This is a genomic window from Porphyrobacter sp. YT40 (assembly GCF_006542605.1).
Lineage (GTDB): Bacteria > Pseudomonadota > Alphaproteobacteria > Sphingomonadales > Sphingomonadaceae > Erythrobacter.
This window is the reverse complement of record NZ_CP041222.1, coordinates 3,408,839-3,427,625: the sequence shown is the minus strand read 5'-3', so window position 1 is coordinate 3,427,625 and position 18,787 is coordinate 3,408,839. Positions and strand designations below refer to the sequence as shown.

The following is an 18,787-nucleotide window of genomic DNA, read 5'->3' as shown; positions in this document are numbered from 1 at the left end:
GCCCTACGCTGCGGCGAGGCTGACGCAGCGTTACAAGCATCGCGCGGGGGCGCGGTGATAGCATGGGCTGCCGGTCTGGTATCGGCAGCGCACATCTCGGGGGGGATGGGATGACGGGACATCGGGTGGAGGCCATCGCACAGCGGGCACTGCGACCTGCGGTGCTGCGCATCGCCGCCGTGCTGGCGCTGGTCGCGTTATACCCCGTCTCCACCGCCATCGGCAACGGTACCTATGAAGGCGTGGCGAGCTGCGCCGGATCGACCTGTCATGGCCGCGCCGAGGGCAATGGCGCGGTGGTCAGGCAGGACGAGATCGCCACCTGGCAGGAGCCGTCCTCGCCCTCCGGCGCACACTCCCGCGCCTATGCCGTGCTCGGCGGGCGGCGCGGCCAGCAGATCGCCGCGAGCCTCGGCCTCGGCAATGCGCAGAGCGCGCCCGCCTGCCTCGGCTGCCATGCGACCAATGCGCCGCAAGGCCAGCGCGGGGCCAGGTTCACGCTGACCGACGGGGTTGGCTGCGAGAGCTGCCACGGTGCGAGCGGCGGCACCTGGCTTGCCGAACACTACGCGCTGCCCGCCACCCATGCCTCGAACGTGGCGGCGGGGCTGACCCCGCTCGATAATCCCCGCGCGCGGGCGAACGTATGCCTCGATTGCCATTACGGATCGAGCAAGCCGGGGCAGTTCGTTACCCATGCGATGATGGCGGCGGGCCATCCGCGCGTCTCCTTCGAGCTCGACCTGTTCAGCGCGCTCCAACAGCACCACCAGATCGATGGCGACTATCGCGCGCGCAAGGGCCTGCCCGATGGCGTGCGGCTGTGGGCGGTCGGGCAGGCCGAGGCGGTGCGGCGCTCCACCAGCCTCTTCGCCCAGCCGCGCTTCGCCTATGAGGGCGCCTTTCCGCAGTTCTACTTCCTCGATTGCCACTCCTGCCACCGCACGATCACCGACGGGCCGCAGCGCAAGCTGACTTTCGAGACCAATCCCGGCCGCCCGATCCCCTTCGGCAATCCGCCTTTCAATGACGAGAACATCATCATGCTCTCCGCCGTGGCGGGCGCGCTCGTACCGGTCGAGGCCGAGGCCTTCCGCACCTCCGCGCGCGATTTCCACAAGGCGATGGGTGCCGGGCCCGAGCAGACACGCGCCGCTGCGCAGGCGCTCTCGGGCCGCGCGGGCGCGCTGTCGGAGGCGCTTTCGGGCCGGGCCTATGCCAATGCCGATGCCTTCCGCGTGATCGCGATCATCGCGGGCGAGGCGACCGCGCCGCGCTTCACTGACTATGCCGGATCGGTGCAGGCGGTGATGGCGGTCGACACGCTGCTCAATGCCCTCGTCAGAGAAGGCCGGGTGACGCAGGGCGCCGCCGCCGGGATCAGGGGCGATATCGCCCGCGCCTACAAGGCGGTGGAGGAGCCCAATGCCTATCGCCCCGCCGATTTCCGCGCCGCGCTCAAGGCGGCGGCGGGCGCGATCGGCAGGCTGCAATAGCGATGCGCCGGGGGGGAACATTCTGGCTTGCGGCGAGCGCGCTGGTGCTCGCCTCTTGCGGGGGCGGGGGGAGCGGCTCGAGCGGTGGCGGCGGTGTCGGCGGCGGACCCACCCCGACGCCGACACCGCCGCCCGCCGGACAGGTCTTCGCCGTCCCCGCTGCCGAGAGCCTGTCCTCCGCCGAGGTCGGCACGGTCGTCGCGCAGGCCGCTGCCGAGGCACGGGCGCGGGGGGCGGCGGCGACGATCGCGGTTACCGACCGCGTCGGCAATGTCCTCGCCGTCTTCGCCATGCCGGGTGCCGCCCCGCTGGCCCGCATTCCCGCCGCGCCCGATGGCACCGCACGCGATGTGCAGGGGCTCGATGTCCCCAGCGCCGGTGCCGCCATCGCCAAGGCGATCACCGGGGCCTACCTGTCGAGCGGCGGCAACGCCTTCTCCAGCCGCACCGCCAGCATGATCGTGCAGGAGCATTTCCCGCCCGCACCGACCACTGCGGGGTTGGAAAGCGGCCCGCTGTTCGGGGTGCAGTTCAGCCAGCTGCCCTGTTCCGACCTCGCCGCCCGCGCCAGCGACGGGCTGATCGGGCCGAAGCGCTCGCCGCTCGGCTTGGCGGCGGATCCCGGGGGCTTTCCGCTCTACAAGAACGGCGTGGTGGTCGGCGGGGTGGGGGTAATCGCCGACGGGGTCTACGGGCTCGACACCAATGTGCTCGACCGCGACAATGACGTGGACGAGGCGATCGCACTGGCCGGGACGCTGGGCTTCGAAGCGCCTGTAAGCATCCGCGCCAACCGCATTACCGCCGATGGCACGAGCCTGCGCTATACCGACATCGACTACGCGCAGCTCACCGCCGCGCCCGGCGCGAGCTTCGCGGCGACCGCCGGCGCGCTGGTGCCGGTGATCGGCTATTACAGCGGCGCAGGGCTGCTGGCGGGCAGCGCCTACGGCACCGAGGCCTCGGGCATCCGCGCTTCGACCCCCGCCGAGTTCGCCAACCGCGATGCCTTCGTGCTGTCGAACGGGGCGGGCGCCAACCGCTTCCCGGTGCGCAGCGGCACCGATGCGGGCGATGTGCCTTCGCCCCTGACGGCGGCCGAGGCGCGCGCGATCCTCGAGGAAGCCTTCACCGTGATGAGCCGCGCGCGGGCGCAGATCCGCCAGCCATTGGACAGCCGCGCGCAGGTGACGATCAGCCTCGTCGATACGCGGGGGGCCGTGCTCGGCCTCGTCCGCTCCCCCGATGCGCCGATCTTCGGGATCGACGTCTCCCTGCAAAAAGCGCGCACCGCCAATTTCTTCTCCGCGCCCTTTGCCGCTGCAGAGCTTTCGGCAGCAGGCGGCGAGGTGCCCGAATTCGTCACCCGCACCCGCGCCTTCCTTGGCGATCCCAATGCGCTCACGGGGGCCTTTGCCTTTTCCGACCGGGCGGGGGGCAACCTGTCGCGGCCCTATTTCCCCGATGGCGAGGTGGGCCGCCCCAATGGCCCGCTGTCGCGCCCGATTGGCGAGTTCAACCCCTTCTCGACCGGGCTGCAATCGGCGCTGGTGCTGGGCAATCTCGGCCAGCATCTCGCCTTCGTCACCGGCGCGAGCGCGGCGGACACCCCGCGCGCCTGCACCACCCTGCCGGGGCCGGGGGGCGGCAATCCGCGGCTGGCGAACGGCATCCAGATTTTTCCCGGATCGGTCCCGGTCTATCGCGGCGGTCAGCTGGTGGGCGGGATCGGCGTGTCGGGCGACGGGATCGACCAGGACGACATGATCAGCTTCCTTGGCCTCCACAATGCCGGTGTGCGGCTGGGCGGCGGGCTGGGCAATTCGCCCGCAGACCGGCGCGCCGACCGCATCGTGGTGAATGTCGCGGGACGGCAGGTGCGGCTGCGCTACGTCAATTGCCCCTTCGCGCCGTTCCTCGACACGGCGGCACAGAACGTGTGCGAGGGGCTGTAGATGGGCCCGCTGCTCCCCGTGCTGCTGCTGCTTCAGGGCGCTCCGCCCGAGGATGCGCCGCCGCCCCCGGCGCCGCCGCCGGGCGAGGAGACGCCGCCACCCGCGCAGGACTGGGAGGCGGACACGCCCCCCGTCGATCCCGCCATCATCGAAGGCCGCCAGCGCCCCGGCTACACCGCGCCGCTGCCCGAGCGGATCGAGCAGCGCAACGAAGGCGCGGTCCGCGCGCCCCCGCCCGAGGCCTTCCCCACCGACCAGCTTCCCATCCCCGATCGCTGGCGCCTGATCGAGAGCCTCGGGCTGGTGAAGGAGAACCTGTTCGATCCCTACAACCAGAACACCTACAAGGGCGACCGCCCGATCAACCGGGCGAAGGTGCCATGGTTGCCGATCACGGGGGACGACTGGTTTTTCGTCGCCAATCTCATCAGCGACACGGTCTACGAACCGCGCACCTTTCCCATCCCCGTCGGCGTGCAGACCACCGAAGACCCCGACCGGATCGACGTGTTCGGGAACGATTTCAGCCAGGTCTTCAGCCAGACCTTCATCGCCGGTTTTGCGCTGCTGAAGGGCTCCACCACCTTCAAGCCGCCCACGATCGAATACCGCCTGACGCTGGCCTACAACGTCAATTATGTCGACGTGCCCGAGCGGCGGGTGCTGTTCGTGGAGCCGTCTCGCGCCTCGCACCGGCTCGACCATTTCCTCGGGGTGCAGGAAGCCTTCGTCGATTACCACTTCGGCCAGTTCGATACCGACCGGTTCGACTTCATCTCGATCCGTGCGGGCATCCAGCCGTTCCAGTCGGACTTCCGCGGGTTTCTGTTCAACGACCAGCAATTGGGCGTGCGCCTGTTCGGATCGCGCGACAACAACCGCTTCCAGTTCAATCTCGGCGCGTTCTGGCGGCTGGAGAAGGACACCAATTCGGGCCTCAACTCGGTCGTGAAGAGCCCGCGCGATGACTTTGTTTTCGTGGCCAATGCCTATCGCCAGGATTTCCTGATCCCGGCGCTCACCAGCCAGTTCACCGTGGTTTACAACATGAACCGCGAGGCCGACGATATCGAGATTGACGACAACGGCTTCCCGGTGCGCCCGGCCTTGCTCGGCACGCTGAGGGGCCGCGAATATGACGTGGTCTATCTGGGCTACAACGCCGACGGGCGGATCGGGCGGGTGAACCTGACGGGCAGCTTCTACTGGGCGCTGGGCGAGGATCGCAACAGCTTCTTCACCGACCGGCCCGCCAATATCAACGCGCAGTTCGCCGCGCTGGAAGCGAGTTACGACCGCGACTGGATGCGCTTCCGCCTCTCCGCCGCCTATGCCAGCGGGGACAGCGATCCCTATGACGACACCGAGGGCGGGTTCGACGCGATCTTCGAAAACCCGGTCTTTGCGGGGGCGGACACCTCCTACTGGATCCGCCAGACCATTCCCTTTGCCGGCGGGGGCCGGGCGGTGGCGGTCAACGGGCGCAACGGCATTCTCAATTCGCTGCGCAGCTCGAAGGAGCAGGGGCAGAGCAATTTCAACAATCCCGGGCTGATGCTGGTGGGGGTGGGCGCGGATTTCGATCTGACCCCGCAGCTGCGCCTCTCGGCCAATGCCAATCACCTGTGGTTCGAGAACACCGCGACGCTGCAAGTGCTGCGCAACGAAGGCTCGATCCCGCGCGAGATCGGCTTCGATCTGTCGGCAGCGGCGATCTGGCGGCCCAAGGCCAACCAGAACCTCGTCTTCCGCCTGTCTGCCGCCGCGCTGGTGGCGGGTGACGGGTTTCAGGACCTGTTCGCCGCGCGCGGCGGCGGGCAGGAATTCGTCTCGATCCTCGCCAATGTGGTGCTGACCTACTGATGCGCGCGCTGACCCACCCCTTCGCCCGCCACATCGCGCTGCTGCTTGCGGCAATGGTGCTGGCAATCGGCCTGTTCGCGGGCACGCCGCAAGCGGCGGACAAGGAGAAGCCGGTCAAACGCGATTACTCCGCGGTCTTCGCTCCGCCCGCGCCGCAGCGGCAATCGGTGGCGGAGATGGAGGCCAAGTCCGAAGGCTGCCTCACCTGCCACACGAAGTCCGATGCGCCGACCATGCACCTGACGCCCGCGGTACGGCTGGGCTGCACCGATTGTCACGGCGGAAACCCGAAGGTGCGAGGCAATTCCGAGCTGCCGCACGACCACGCTGACTACGTCACCGCGCGCGATGCGGCGCACGTGCTGCCGAAATATCCCAACTCCTGGCACTTCCCCTCCTCGGCCAACCCCAAGCGCTCCTACGCGCTGCTCAACAAAGAAGCGCCGGAGTTCGTGAAGTTCGTGAACCCCAGCGACTACCGCGTCGCGCGCGAGGCTTGCGGGGCGTGCCATATTCAGGCGATCGAAGCGGCGGAACGCTCGATCATGGCGACCGGCGCGATGCTGTGGGGCGGGGCGAGCTACAATAACGGCATCCTGCCCTACAAGAATTACCTCTTGGGAGAGGCCTATACCCGCGACGGGCTGCCCGCCAAGCTGACCTCGTCGGGGGCGGGGCCGCATGGCACACTCTCTGCCGAGCAGCGCGCGCGCGGCGTCCTGGCCGAGATGTACCCGCTCCCCACCTGGCACGTGATCCCGCCGGGCGACGTGTTCCGCGTGTTCGAGCGTGGCGGGCGGACGATCAATTCGCAATTCCCCGAGATCGGTCTGCCCAACCCGAGCGGATCGATCCAGCGGCTGGAGGAGCCGGGACGGCCCGACCTCAAGCAGTCCAACCGCGGCCCCGGCACCGGCCTTCGCGTCGCGATCCCCGCGCTCAACATCCACAAGACGCGCCTCAACGACCCCTTCACCTGGTTCATGGGGACGAACGACCAGCCTGGCGACTACCGCCATTCGGGCTGCGCGTCCTGCCACGTGGTCTACGCCAACGACCGCGAGCCGCGCCATTCGCTGATCTACGCGCAGTTCGGGCGCGACGGGCAAACGATGACGCTTGACCCGACGATCGCGGGCAAGGTCGAGCATGAAGAAGACTCTCACGGTCACGGGGCGGTCAAGCAGCCGGGCGACGATCACCACTCCGACGATGGCGCGCTGCGCACCGCCTCGGGCGAAGTGAAGGAGAAGGGCCACCCGCTTACCCACGTTTTCACCCGCGCGATCCCGACCAGCCAATGCATGAACTGCCACATGCACCAGCCCAACATCTTCCTGAATTCGTTCCTCGGCTACACCATGTGGGATTACGAAAGCGACGCGCCCTTCATGTGGCCCGAAAAGCAGAAATACCCCACCGCCGAGGAAGTCCGCGCCGTCACCGACCGCAACCCCGAGGGCGCCGCGCCCAAGGGCAAGTGGGCCGATCTCGATTTCCTGCGCAACGTCTATGACCTGAACCCCAAGCTCCAGGACACCCAGTTCGCGGACTACCACGGCCACGGCTGGAACTTCCGCGCGATCTTCAAGCGCGACCGCGAGGGCAATTTGCTCGATGCCGATGGCAAGGTCGTCGATCCCGACGATCCCGAGAAGTGGCGCAAGGAGGGCGAGGGCAAGTTCGTCGAACCCGGCACCAACCCCGGCAAGGCGGTCCACCTGATGGACATCCACGCCGAAAAGGGGATGCAGTGCGCCGATTGCCATTTCGAGCAGGACAGCCACGGCAACGGCCTCATCTATGGCGAGGTCGCCAACGCGATCGAGATCACCTGCAAGGACTGCCACGGCACGCCCGATGCCTATCCCACATTGCGCACGAGCGGCCCGGCCGCGCCGCCCGAGGGCCATGACCTCGCTCTGCTCCGCAATCCCGATGGCAAGCGCCGCTTCGAATGGCTGGAGGGCGCGGATGGCAGGCGCAGGCTGGTGCAACGTTCGATCGTCGATCCCAGCCTCGAGTGGGAGATGAGCCTCGTCAGGGACTCGGTCGATCCCGCCACCCCTGCCTTCAACGCCAAGGCCGCGCGCGCCAAGCTGATGAGCCGCTACGGCGCGGAGACCGGCAGTTTCGAATTCGGCACCGGCATCGCCGCCGACGACCGCGCGCATCGCGATCCCGAAATGGCGTGCCACACCTGCCACCTGTCATGGACGACATCCTGCGGCGGGTGCCACTTGCCGATCGAGGCCAACTGGAAGACCAAGAGCCACCGCTACGAAGGCGACGAGACGCGCAATTTCGCCACCTACAATCCGCAGGTCGCGCGCGACGAGATGTTCCAGCTAGGCAAGAGCCAGACCACCAAGGGCAACCAGATCGCGCCGGTGCGCTCGTCCTCGGCGCTGGTGCTGTCCTCGACCAATATCAACCGCGAGCGGATCTATGTGCAGCAACCGCCGATCAGCGCGATCGGCTTCTCCAGCCAGGCCTTCGCGCCGCACTTCCCACATACGGTCCGGCTGACCGAGACCAAGACCTGCACCGATTGCCACCTGTCGGCCAAGGACGACAACAACGCGATCATGGCGCAGCTGCTGTTGCTGGGCACGAACTATGTCAATTTCGTCGGCCTCAACGCCTGGACCGGCCTCGAAGGCGGCTTTCAGGCCACGCGGGTAACCGAATATGACGAGCCGCAGGCGGTGATCGGCTCCTACCTCCAGCGCTATGCCTATCCCGATTACTGGAAGCTCCATGTCGAACAGAACGACCGCGAGCTGAAGAACTGGGTGCGCGGCAAGACCTTTGACGAAAACCTCTCGGGCGAGACCAAGGCGTTCGAGGAATTCGCCAACATTCACGAGGGCACTTCGGATCGCGTCGGCTGCCTGCAACTGCGCGGCGAATATATGTTTGTGGCCGAGGGCAGGGGCGGGTTCACCGCCTATGACGTCGCCAGCATCGCCAACAAGGGCACCTCGGAACGCATCCTCAAGGGCCCGTTCTCGCCGCTGGGGCATGACACCAATGTGAAGACCCGCAACGCCACCTGCATGGCGCTGCCCACCAACCAGCCGATCGCGCCGACCCGCTCGACCCCCGAAATGCGGGAGATCAATCAGGAGCAGGCCTTCCTCCCGATCTACAACTACGCCGCCGTCACCGACAGCGAGGAGGGGCTGATCCTCGTCAACGTCAACACGCTGGCGGACGGGGAATTCCGCAACAACAGGCTGAGCCGCAAGGTCTTTGCCGACGGGTCGAGCGCGTGGAACCCGGACGGCGTGCTCACCGGCGCGCGCCATATCGTGCTGGCGGGCGAGGTCGCCTATATCACCGCCAACATGGGCCTGGTGGTGGTCGATCTCGCCGATCCCGACCGGCCGAAGTTGGCGGCGGTGCGGCCCCTGCGCGATGCGCGGGCCAGCGCGGTGCAGTTCCGCTACCTGTGGGTGACCGATGCGGAAGGGGTGAAGCTGTTCGACATCACCAGCCTGCGCAACCCGGTGGCCGTGCCCGAGGCGACCGTGCCGCTGGCCGATGCGCGGCGGATGTATATCGCGCGCACCTATGCCTATGTCGCCGCCAAGGGTGATGGGCTGGTGATCCTCGACGTGAAAAACCCCCGCAGCCCGCGCGTCTTCCAGAAGGTGACGCTCGGCGGGGCGCTGAACGATGCCGAGGACGTGATCGTCGGCACCACCAATGCCTCGCTGTTCGCTTACGTGGCGGACGGGCGCAACGGGATGAAGGTGCTGCAACTCACCAGCCCCGAAAGTCAGCGCAATTTCTACGGCTTCAGCCCGGCGCCGGTGCCCGAGCTGATCGCCTGGGCGAAGACCCCGTCGCCCGCGATCGCGCTCTCCAAGGGCCTCGACCGCGACCGCGCGGTGGACGAGACCGGCGGGCAGATGGCGGTGTTCGGCAGGCTCGGCTCGCGGCCCTTCACGCGGGCGGAGATGGAGCGCCTGTTCATGACCCGCGCAGGCGTGCCGTGGAAGGTCAGCGACGCAATCGACATGGGCCGCTGGGTCGGCCTGCCACCCCCTCAGGGGCAAAGGGCGGCGCGGAGGTAAGGCAACGCAGTCTAGCAGAATGCCGCTTATTCGGCCCGCCATGGACGGGCCGCAAGCGCGACCGCGCGCCCGCAGGCGATCCGGCGCGAAGCGGCGGAGACTCGCCGAGGATGTGCCCGCGGAGGCGGGCGCGCAAACAGGGGCCCTTATCCTCGCTCGGCGAACATGACTTCGATCATCGGTTGCAGCCCGGCGTGGAAATGCGCCAGCACCTGCCAGTCGCCGACGCGCTCGTAGTGCGAGACGAGGCTTGTCCCGTCCCAGCGGTGCAGCGCATAGGTCGGCTGCTCGGTGGTGATGAGCGCGCGGTTATCGGGCACGTCCTTGTCGATCGGATTGAGGTCCATCGCCACCAGCGGTGCGACCGATGGCGTGACGCCGAGCGGTATGCCGGCAAAGCGCGTGGTGATCGGGCGATGAAGGTGCCCGCAGTGGATCGCCTGCACCTGATGCTGGCCTTCCAGCACGGCGCGCAGACGGGTGATCCAGGCCTCGTCAGGGGCAGGGTCCATCCAGTCGATCCCGGCGACGACCGGGGGATGATGCATGAAGATCAGCGTCGGTTGATCGGGCGCTTCTGCCAGCCGCTCGGTCAGCCAGCTTGCGCGCGCTGCACAGAACGCCCCGCCGTGGCGGCCTTCCTCGAGCGTGTCGAGACAGATGATCCGCAGGCCCAGCGGGGCCTCGACCACATAGTGCAGGAAGCCGCCCTCGGCCGGGACGACCTGCGGGAAGGCCCCGATCAACCCGGCGCGGCTGTCGTGATTGCCGACCAACGGCAGGATCGGGCAGGGGCAGTCGGCCAGCAGCGCGGCGGTCTTGGCGAAGCTTTCGGCATCGCCGTGATCGGTGATGTCGCCCGACAGCACCAGCAGATCGGGGCGGTTGGGCCCTTCGAGCAATCGCGCCAGCGTGGCGCGGAAGCGGGTGAGGTTCAGCTCTTCGGGCTGTTCGTCCGGGGCGAAGCCCACGTGAATGTCGGTCATCTGCGCGATCAGCACCGCGCCGCCCGAAGACACTGCGTTCATGGTCTGGCCTTTGCGAGCTTGGCCGCAGCTGCTTCCGATTTGGGCGGAGGCGGGGGCGGCTTGTAGTGGGGCGGCGCGCCCTTGGCGGACCACTGTCCGGCGGGCAGGTGATAGGCGTGGCACATCGCGCAGTCGGAAGGCACGATCCTGGCAGTCTTCACCGCGCTCGCGCCGAGGTGGCAGGTGCGGCAGGACTTGAGATCGGGCATCAACAGATCGCTCGCCGCCTTGGAGGTTTCGGCGGCGTGGCAATCGCTGCATTTCTGCTTTGCGTGCGCTTCGTGATTGAAGAAGCTCGAAGTGAGGAAGCGGTCGGGCAGGTTGACGGGGACGAGATCGGCCTGCCCCGTGGGGCCGCGGGTGGGCAGGTGGCATTCGGTGCACACCCCGCCGGGGCCGAGCGCGTTCGACAGCCCGATATAGGCGCGCACCGGACGTCCGAAATCGGCGCGATAGGGCGACGCGCTGCCGATCTGTCCGGGCCGCTGGCGTGCGGGGCCGACGCGCTGACGCGGGCCGGTGGAGATCCGCGCCAGATCCTCGGCCAGATCCTTCACGTCGCCGTGGCGCAGCTTGCTGAACCCGCCCACCGCGGTGCGGCCCGAGACAAGGCTGTGGCACCCCTCGCACGCGTCCTCCATCCGCACCTCCCTGAACGACATGCGATCAGGCGTGAGGACATGGCAATCCTTGCATTCGAGGGGCTTGCCATATTGCCCGAGGCTGACCGCCATCCGCGCCGCGCCGCCGGTGCGGCTCATATGGACATCGTGCGGGAACTTGAGTCCGCTGCGCTCGACCGGGCGGGTGCCGGGGGCCGCACGCACGGGGCTCGCCGCGCCGAAGCTGGCGTAATAGACTGGGCGCAGCTGTGGGTGGGCCTTGCCGAAATCATGCGCATTGGCGAGGTCGGTGTCGGTCAGGCGCGTGTCGAGCTGTTCATGGCAATCGCCGCAGAACGCCTCGCTGCCCGCCTGCGTGCGCACCGGGCCTTCGTGCTCAAAATGGCAGGCGACGCAGCCCAGCGGGCCTTCCTTGCCGAGGCTCTCGGCGATGCGCCATTGCAGCGCGTCGCCGGGCGAAAGCGGCGGGCTCCCCTTGGCGAGGCGCGGGCGCGCGGCGTGATCGCCGGTGTCCTTGTGGCAGGAGATGCAGGTCTCGTCCTGCACGCTTTCGAAGCCGGCAACGTGGCAGCTTTCGCAATTATCGGCAAGGGTGTGGTGCTTGAGCGACAATTCCCCGCTCGACCACGCGCTGTCGAGCAGCACGGTGCCGGGGGTCTTGCCGGTGGGATCGGGCCTGGCGGGGTCCCGCAGCAGGTGACTGGTCACCGGGATGGCGAGCAGCAACAGCAGGATCGCAGAGGCGAAGACCCAGCTCATCGCGCGTTTCGAGGGTAGCACGCTGGCGAGCGCGAAGCCGCGCAAGGCGTCGGTCTTGCCCTCTTCGGCGACAACCTGACGGATGGTGATGCTGGTGGAGCCATCGTTCTCGCGCGCCACCGCCAGCCGCGCGGCGCCCAGCGCAATCTCGCCGCCGGTGCGCGGGTCGATCTTGCCCTCGGTGACGACGCGCCCGTCGAGCCCGAAGCCGAGCGTGCCGAGCGCCGCGACCCCAAGCGTGCCGTCGGCGCGGGTGTCGATGCGGACGTGGCGCTGCTCGACCGCGAGATCGGGCAGGTGGATGTCGTTTTCGGCGGCGCGGCCGATGGTGAGGCTGGCTTGGTCGAGCGTCCGGTCGCGCACGATCTCGCGCCCGGTGGCGGTGAAATCGATGGTGCGGATCAGGAATGCCATCGCCGTCTACCAGTAATAGAACACGCTGATGACATGCGCGGCCAGCGCGGCGATCAGGGCGATGGTGAGAGGGATGTGGACGAACAGCCAGACCTCCAGCAGCGCGCGGATGCGCAACTGCCCGCGGATCTGCGCGAGCTGTTCGTGGCGCTTTTCCAGCAGCGCGTTGACCCGCTCCTCCGCGGCGCCCTGCGGCATATGGTGCAACGCCTTGCGGGTGGCGCAGCCGGGATAGCTGTTGGTCAGCCGGGCGAGCGCACCGCCATAGAACACGTCCTGTTCGAGCGCCGCGATCACCAGATCGGCCTCTTCGCGCCCGAGCGGCTGCGCGGCGCTTTCCAGCTGCCGGTCGATCGCGGTCAGCGCCTCGAGCATCTGCGCGCGGGTCATCTCCTTGCGATTGGCGCTGAGGCTGGCGGGGAGGGTAGTGTAGACGACCACGCCATAGATCCCCGTCGCGATCACCAGCAGCATCAGCACATAGGCGAGCGTGTGGACGTTCCACCCGATCTGGAAACCGGTGTGGAGCGTGCCGATCACGATCAGCGACAGGCCGAGATAGACGTGCGCGCTGGTCCACGCCTTGAGGCTCCACGCGCCGGGATTAATCCGCCGCTTCCTCACGCCGAGCAGGGACAGCCAGAGGATCAACAGCACCCCGATGGTGCCGAGCGTGTAGCCATACCACGTCCCGCCATTGGGGCGCGGTTGCTGGTCGATCATCAGATAGCCCGCAATCGCCGCGCCGCTCAGCGCCAGCGCGATCCACAGCCAGCGGAAGCCGCGGTGCTTCAGAAAGCTGACATGATCGGAATCGCGCCGCTTTTCGTCCTGCGTGAACCGCCCCGTGCCCCCCGCTTTGGTCGCCATCACTCGACGTCCTCGGTCAGCTTGGTGAAGGTCAGGAACTTGTCGGGGCTGACGCGGATCGCCGCGCCGGTCGGGCAGGCGCGCACACAGGCGGGGCCGCCGTCGATGCCGGAGCACATGTCGCACTTGATCGCCTGCTTGGCCTTGGCTGCGCCTTCCTTCTCGGCTGCCTTCTTGCGCCAGCTATAGGACGCCTCACCCGGCCCCGGCCCCTTGCCGAACAGCATCCATTGGAGGAGGCTCGGCTTCTTTGGCGGTTTGGCATCCATGCGGATCACGCCATAGGGGCAGTTGCGCTGGCAATTGCCGCAGCCGATGCAGGTCTCGTCGATGAAGACCTCGCCGTCCGGCCCGCGCTTGATCGCGTTGGGCGGGCAGTCGGCCATGCAATGCGGGTGCTCGCAATGGCGGCACGAAGTCGGCACGTGGAGATGCGCGTAGGTCTTGCCCGCTTCCCGGTCGAGCCGCGAGAGGCCGTCATGGCTGTCGGCGCAGGCCTTTTCGCAATTGTCGCAGCCGATGCACAGCGTCTCGTCGATCAGCAGCACGTCGGTCGCCTCGCCGATGCCGTTGTCGACGAGGAACTGCGCGGTCTGCGAATAGAGATCGACGACGCTCGAAAAGCTGTCTTTCTGCCCTTCGATAAAGGCATTGGTGGCGCGCCGCCCGGCCATGTCCTTCAGCGCCCGTTCGCGCAGGCGCGGATGCTTGTCGAGCAGGGCGAGGAAGCCCTCGCCCGGCAGGCGGATCACCTCGGACTTGATCGCCGCCTTGACCGTGGCGGTGCGCGCGCTCCCGTCGATCGCCGCCATTTCGCCGAAATAGCTTCCGGCGGGGAGGTAGGAGAGGAACACCGGCCGATCGCCGATCTGCTTTTCGACGATCATCGACCCGCGCCGGATGATGAACACGTCCTTGTCGTCCGCCCCCTCGGTGACGACCACTTCGCCCGCGCGCTTTTCCTGAACCTGTGCGGCCTCGACCAGCGGGGCGACATCCTCGCGGGTCAGGCCGGAACCGAACATCTGGAGCAATTGCCGCTCGATCGAGATGCGCTGGATCGCGGCCTTGGCGGATGGCACCTGCGATTGCAGCTTCAATGCGGCAAGGCGCGAGATTTCCACCACGATAGTGTCTTCGGCGGCGCGGATCGTCGCGCCCCGGCGGCGGCCCGAGATGAGGCCCACCTCGCCGAAGATCGAGCCGCTTTCGATGGGAATCGTGATCGAGGGATCGGCCGGATTGACCTCTACTGCCACCGAACCGCTGGCGATGCCGAACAGTGAGGAACCGGGCGCGTTACGCTCGAAGATCACCTCGCCCGCTCGGAAGAATTTCGCTTCGGAATCCAGCATGAATTCGCGCATTTGCAGCGGGTTCATGCCATTGAGGATCGACACGCCCTCGCGCAAGAATTCGAGCCATTCCTCGGTGCTGCGCTGGCCCGGAAGATCGGCGAACTTGGCGGCGATGATCGGCTCGTCGGCGGGCTTCAAATCGGTGTTGCCGTTGATGAACTCGATGACATCGTGGCCCTGGTTCATGCAGTGCTTGATCAGCGGATAGCCCGCGAGCGCGCCGATCACGAAGATGCCGGGGGCGGTGCTTTCGAAAACCGGGCTGAGGCGGGGGAAGGCACCGCGATCCTCGCTGGTGAATTCGATCCCGCACTCTTCGACGAAGGCGCGGGGCGGGGCGGAGCCGATGCGGGCGATGATCCGGTCGCAGGGGATGCGGATTTCCCCGTCGCGGGTGGTGAGGGTGATGAAGCCCGGCTCGATCGCCTTGGTCTCGCTTTCGGTGCGGACCATCAGCTTGCCCGCCTCGTGATCGGCCATCAGCGCGCTGACGTTCGCCGCCTTGGCGGTCGGGAATTCGGTGCCGCGATTGAGGATGCTGACGGTGTTGCGCTGCGCCGGGTCTTCGGCGAGCCCGCGCGCGTTCTCGATCCCGGCATCGCCCGTGCCGACGATGACGATATGCTCATCGACATATTCGGTGGGGTCGTCGAGCTGATACTGCACGTGCGGCAAGTCCGCGCCGGGACAGCGCATCCGGTTGGGATTGCCCTGCGTGCCGATGGCGAGGATGACGTTCTCGGCCATCACGGTCTCGCCACTGGTCAGCTCGATCGCATAGGGCGGGGCGTGGCGCTGCACCTCCTTGACCGATTTGGTGCCATCGCGCGCGCGGGTGACGATCTGCTGCACCGAGCCGGGGATCGCTGCGCCCGTGCCCCGGATCGCCTTGGCTTCGGCTAGGTATTTCACATTGACCTTGTGGCCAGCGATCTGTTCGTCCCACGTGCCGAGGATCGCCTCGCGCTTGCCCGCGTCGAAATCAATGTCGCTGCGCAGCACCAGATTGCTGGGCGTCGCCATGACATGCTTGCCCTTCTGGTACTTGTAGATCGTGTCGGAGAGGTGATCGGTCTTTTCGAGCAGCACATGGCTCAGCCCCAGCGCGGCGGCGCGCGCGGCGGCGCTGAGCCCGGCAGGCCCAGATCCAATAATGGCGACCTTGAACGTCTCGCCCACCGATCCTCCCCCCCTCGGACAGATCGCTTTCCCGGTGTCCACCATACGCAAAACCGGGGCCGATGCCAGAGCGAATTGCCCCGCGCGCGGGGGCCTGCTAGCCCTCGGCCATGGGACAAGGGGAACAGGCGCCTGCGGGCGGAGCATCGAAGGCGGGTTGGGTGCTGTTGGGGGCGGCGCTGCTGCTGGCGGCAGGTTCGATCGGCTACAATGTCTATGAGGGATCGCGCGGAGCTGCTCCGGCGGCGGAGGCGGGTGACGACGCGCCGAGCATCGACCAGCTGCGCGCCGCGGCCGAGGCTTCGCCGAACGACGCCGGGCCTTGGGCCGATCTCGCCTTTGCCCACTTCAACGCGGGCGAATTCGAGGAGGCCGCCGCCGCCTATCGCCGCGCGCTCGCGATTGCGCCCGAAGAGGCGGTGCTGTGGTCGGCGCTGGGTGAAACGCTGGTGCTGTCGAGCGAACGCGATCCGCTGCCTGCCGATGCGCTGGCGGCGTTCGAGAAAGCCATCGCGCTCGATCCCCAAGACCCGCGGGCGCGCTACTTCCTCGCGGCCAAGATGGACATCGACAAGGATCACGAAGGCGCGCTTGCTGCATGGCTCGATCTGCTTGCCGACAGCCCGCAGGGCGCGCCGTGGGAGGCCGATCTGGTGCGCACCATCGAACAGGTCGGGCAGATGAACGACATCGCGGTGACGCAGCGCATCGCCGCTGCGCAGGCGCGCCGCAAGCCCGCATTGCTCGCGCCGGGATCGGGCAGCGTCGCGGGCAATGCCGCCTCACCCGACGTGCGCGGGCCTAGCGCGGCGGAGGTCGCGGCGGCAGGCAGCATGAAGCCCAGCGAACAGCGCCAGATGGCCGAAGGCATGGTCGCCCAGCTCGAGGCGCGGCTTCAGCAGGAGCCCAAGAACCTCGATGGCTGGGTGATGCTGATACGCAGCCGCATGACGCTGGGCGAACCGGCCAAGGCCCGAGCCGCGCTGGAAGCGGCGGTCAAGGCCAACCCGGCGGCAGCGAAAGAGCTGCGCGCGCAGGCAAAGGCGCTGGGCGTTACCTGACGGCGCGCGTCAGGCAGCGATCACTTGCGGCTTTTGCGCGCGGCGTAGCGTGCGTCGCGCGCCGCCTTCAGCTGTTCTTCGGTGCGCTTGGGCTGTTCTGCCTTGATCTTGTCCGCCTTGGCCTGCGCGCGCTTTTCCTCGGCGAGACGTTGCTTTTCTTCGCGGGCTTCGCGTGCCTTGGCGGACTTGGCCGCAGCGACAGCGTCGCGCTCCGCCTGCCGTGCAGCACGTTCGGCGAGCTCGGCTGCGTCGGGCTGGGGCATGGCTTTCAGCTTCGCGAGCGCCTTTTCCTTGGCCTGCAAGGAAGATGCGGCCCTGTCCTGAAAACTGGGTGCCTTGTAACCTTTCATCAAATTGTCTCCTGCCGGGCCGCATCGATGCAGCGCGGACTTGGTGGTCTTTGTATCTGCGCTCAGCTTTGCCGGGCTGCGACGAGGTGTGCCGCGCTCCATGCGCAGGCCGCCGCAGCGCCCAGTCCGGTCTGGAAAGCGCTGATCCGGCTCGCGATGCTGGCGGCCTCGGCAAACTGACGCTTGCGCTGGCCGGAGCTTTCGGCGTCCTCAGCGCGCATCAAGGCGGCCTGGTGCGCGGCGTATTCGTGGTTGATGTCCATGTGTGCCTCTTGTGTTGGAGGCCGATGCCCCGCTGGTGCGTGTGGGTGCCCGATCAATCGACCATCGCCGCCACCATTCCGCGCAGATCGCGGGTGGACAGGAAGGCGTAGGGTTCTTGCGGCAAGGTGTTTTGGCGATGCTGCGACAATGATGCGCGGATCGTCTGGGCGCGGTCAAAAATGGCGCCGGTCGTGATGAAGTTCATGTAGTCTCTGCAAATAAGTATCGAACGCAAGGGGACATTCCCGCTGCGGAGCCATGCTGCATGAAAAGGAAAATGTGGCCGCCGAGGGGCGGTTTCTTGGCTGCGTGGCGATAGAGCCGCGCTCAGGAAAGCCAGGGGCGCCGATCAAATTCCGTCGCAAGCGACGTGAAGCAAGGTTCAATTAGCGCATTATTCAAAAATTTCAAGTTAATTCGCCCCGGCGCTTCATCCCTTGCGGTTCTGGCGCACCAGTTCGGCAAGGCGGATGCTGGTTCCGGCAAGCCCTTTGCGGGCGTGATCCGCGCCCACCGACAGCGCGGTCGCGGTCGCTTCGGCAAACAGGCGCCCGCCGACCGAAATGACCGTGGGGTGCTCGGAGACGACCATGCGGCTGTGCGCGATCGTGGTGCGCAGCTGGTCGATCGTGTGCTGGCGCGGCATCGCGTCGGACAGGCCGATATCCACCGCATCGGGATGCTGCGCATTGAGCTGGTTTGTCAGCGCCTCCTCGCTTTCGGGGAAGGCCATGTCGACCTGCCAGCCCGCCGCCAGAAACTGGTCAGCCAGCAACGCGGTGCCGAGCATGTGCGGCTCGCCCGGCGCGGTCGCCAGCAGGATGCGGTAGCGGCTGTTGCGGATCGACTGCGAACAGCGGCTGTATCGCACCGCATGGCCCGCCAGTTGCAGCATGCTGAGGCCGATAGTGAGATCGAGCTCGCTGCAATCGTCATGGAGCCAGGCGTCCCCCAGCGCGCGGGCTGCGGGCTCGATCAGCAGCGACAGGATCGCATCGCTCGTCCATCCCTGCTCGGCGAACCCTGCGATCATCGTGTTGATCGCCAGATCATCAGCATTGAGCGCCAGTTCGACGAGGCGCGCGAGATGTTCGGCCACGGCGGGCGGAACGGGCGAGGGCGCGGCAGCTTCGCGCGGGCTGTCACCGCTCCGGCCGCCCAGCAGCAGGTCCCACCCCGAAAACAGCCGGGCGGCGGTCATGTGCTCGCTCAGCACTTCGATATGCTGGTGGCGTCCATCGCGTTCGATCGAGGACCACAGCGAGGCGACCGCCTTGGGCGGGCCCTCGAGGGTCTGGAGAAAGCAGCCGTCCTCGAACAGCAGCATACCGGTGACATCGAGGCTGCGGTTGCGCGCCCGCGCCTGACCGGCGAGCACATTGAGGTCGCTGGCATCCGGCGTGGCGGTGGCGATGCTCTTGTAGGTCAGGCAGGTGACCCATTCGGCGGAGTCTTGCGACTCTTGCGTGTCCTGCGCCAGCATGT

13 protein-coding genes are annotated in these 18,787 nt (G+C 67.4%); 5 read left to right on the top strand and 8 right to left on the bottom strand.

Annotation, left to right across the window (positions count from 1 at the left end):
* Nucleotides 1-110: 110 nt before the first annotated feature.
* Genes E2E27_RS16095 through E2E27_RS16080 form a run of 4 tightly spaced genes read left to right on the top strand, consistent with a single transcriptional unit; the run spans nucleotide 111 to nucleotide 9,396 of the window.
* On the top strand, nucleotides 111-1,496 hold the full coding sequence (locus E2E27_RS16095) for a multiheme c-type cytochrome (RefSeq protein ID WP_141460852.1): 1,386 nt from the start codon (nucleotides 111-113) through the stop codon (nucleotides 1,494-1,496).
* A gap of 2 nt (nucleotides 1,497-1,498) precedes the next feature.
* On the top strand, nucleotides 1,499-3,451 hold the full coding sequence (locus E2E27_RS16090) for a heme-binding protein (protein ID WP_141460850.1): 1,953 nt from the start codon (nucleotides 1,499-1,501) through the stop codon (nucleotides 3,449-3,451).
* Entirely contained in the window at nucleotides 3,452-5,314 is a 1,863-nt protein-coding gene (locus tag E2E27_RS16085; RefSeq protein ID WP_141460848.1) for a hypothetical protein, read from the top strand.
* Nucleotides 5,314-9,396 (top strand): LVIVD repeat-containing protein, encoded by a 4,083-nt coding sequence (locus tag E2E27_RS16080; protein WP_141460846.1) that lies wholly within the window; start codon nucleotides 5,314-5,316, stop codon nucleotides 9,394-9,396. Before E2E27_RS16085 ends, E2E27_RS16080 begins: the two co-directional genes overlap by 1 nt.
* Nucleotides 9,397-9,542: 146 nt before the next feature.
* Here the strand turns inward: E2E27_RS16080 and E2E27_RS16075 are convergent, their stop codons facing one another.
* From E2E27_RS16075 to E2E27_RS16060, 4 genes are read right to left on the bottom strand one after another with little or no spacing between them, the layout of a single operon-like run.
* Entirely contained in the window at nucleotides 9,543-10,424 is an 882-nt protein-coding gene (locus E2E27_RS16075) for a phosphodiesterase (RefSeq protein ID WP_181443479.1), read from the bottom strand.
* Nucleotides 10,421-12,220, bottom strand: a complete 1,800-nt coding sequence (locus E2E27_RS16070) for a cytochrome c3 family protein (RefSeq protein WP_141460844.1) — start codon at nucleotides 12,218-12,220, stop codon at nucleotides 10,421-10,423. The genes E2E27_RS16075 and E2E27_RS16070 overlap by 4 nt, the downstream gene beginning before the upstream one ends.
* A gap of 6 nt (nucleotides 12,221-12,226) precedes the next feature.
* Nucleotides 12,227-13,090, bottom strand: coding sequence for a hypothetical protein (locus E2E27_RS16065; protein ID WP_141460842.1), 864 nt, complete (start codon nucleotides 13,088-13,090; stop codon nucleotides 12,227-12,229).
* Entirely contained in the window at nucleotides 13,090-15,627 is a 2,538-nt protein-coding gene (locus E2E27_RS16060; protein WP_141460840.1) for a cyclic nucleotide-binding domain-containing protein, read from the bottom strand. Before E2E27_RS16060 ends, E2E27_RS16065 begins: the two co-directional genes overlap by 1 nt.
* A 110-nt stretch (nucleotides 15,628-15,737) precedes the next feature.
* On the opposite strand from E2E27_RS16060, the gene E2E27_RS16055 reads away from it, so the two are divergent.
* Nucleotides 15,738-16,688, top strand: coding sequence for a tetratricopeptide repeat protein (locus E2E27_RS16055; RefSeq protein WP_141460838.1), 951 nt, complete (start codon nucleotides 15,738-15,740; stop codon nucleotides 16,686-16,688).
* 20 nt (nucleotides 16,689-16,708) lie between these two features.
* Here E2E27_RS16055 and E2E27_RS16050 read toward each other — a convergent pair whose 3' ends face one another.
* The 4 genes from E2E27_RS16050 to E2E27_RS16040 all read right to left on the bottom strand — a co-directional run bounded on the left by E2E27_RS16050 (nucleotide 16,709) and on the right by E2E27_RS16040 (nucleotide 18,785).
* A complete protein-coding gene (locus E2E27_RS16050) occupies nucleotides 16,709-17,140 on the bottom strand; it encodes a DUF6481 family protein (RefSeq protein WP_234036095.1) in 432 nt (143 codons plus the stop codon).
* Entirely contained in the window at nucleotides 17,101-17,301 is a 201-nt protein-coding gene (locus E2E27_RS16045) for a hypothetical protein (protein ID WP_141460836.1), read from the bottom strand. The genes E2E27_RS16050 and E2E27_RS16045 overlap by 40 nt, the downstream gene beginning before the upstream one ends.
* A 53-nt stretch (nucleotides 17,302-17,354) precedes the next feature.
* Nucleotides 17,355-17,507, bottom strand: a complete 153-nt coding sequence (locus E2E27_RS18820; protein WP_181443477.1) for a hypothetical protein — start codon at nucleotides 17,505-17,507, stop codon at nucleotides 17,355-17,357.
* Between the two features lie 225 nt (nucleotides 17,508-17,732).
* On the bottom strand, nucleotides 17,733-18,785 hold the full coding sequence (locus E2E27_RS16040) for a BLUF domain-containing protein (protein WP_181443476.1): 1,053 nt from the start codon (nucleotides 18,783-18,785) through the stop codon (nucleotides 17,733-17,735).
* Between the last annotated feature and the right edge of the window lie 2 nt (nucleotides 18,786-18,787).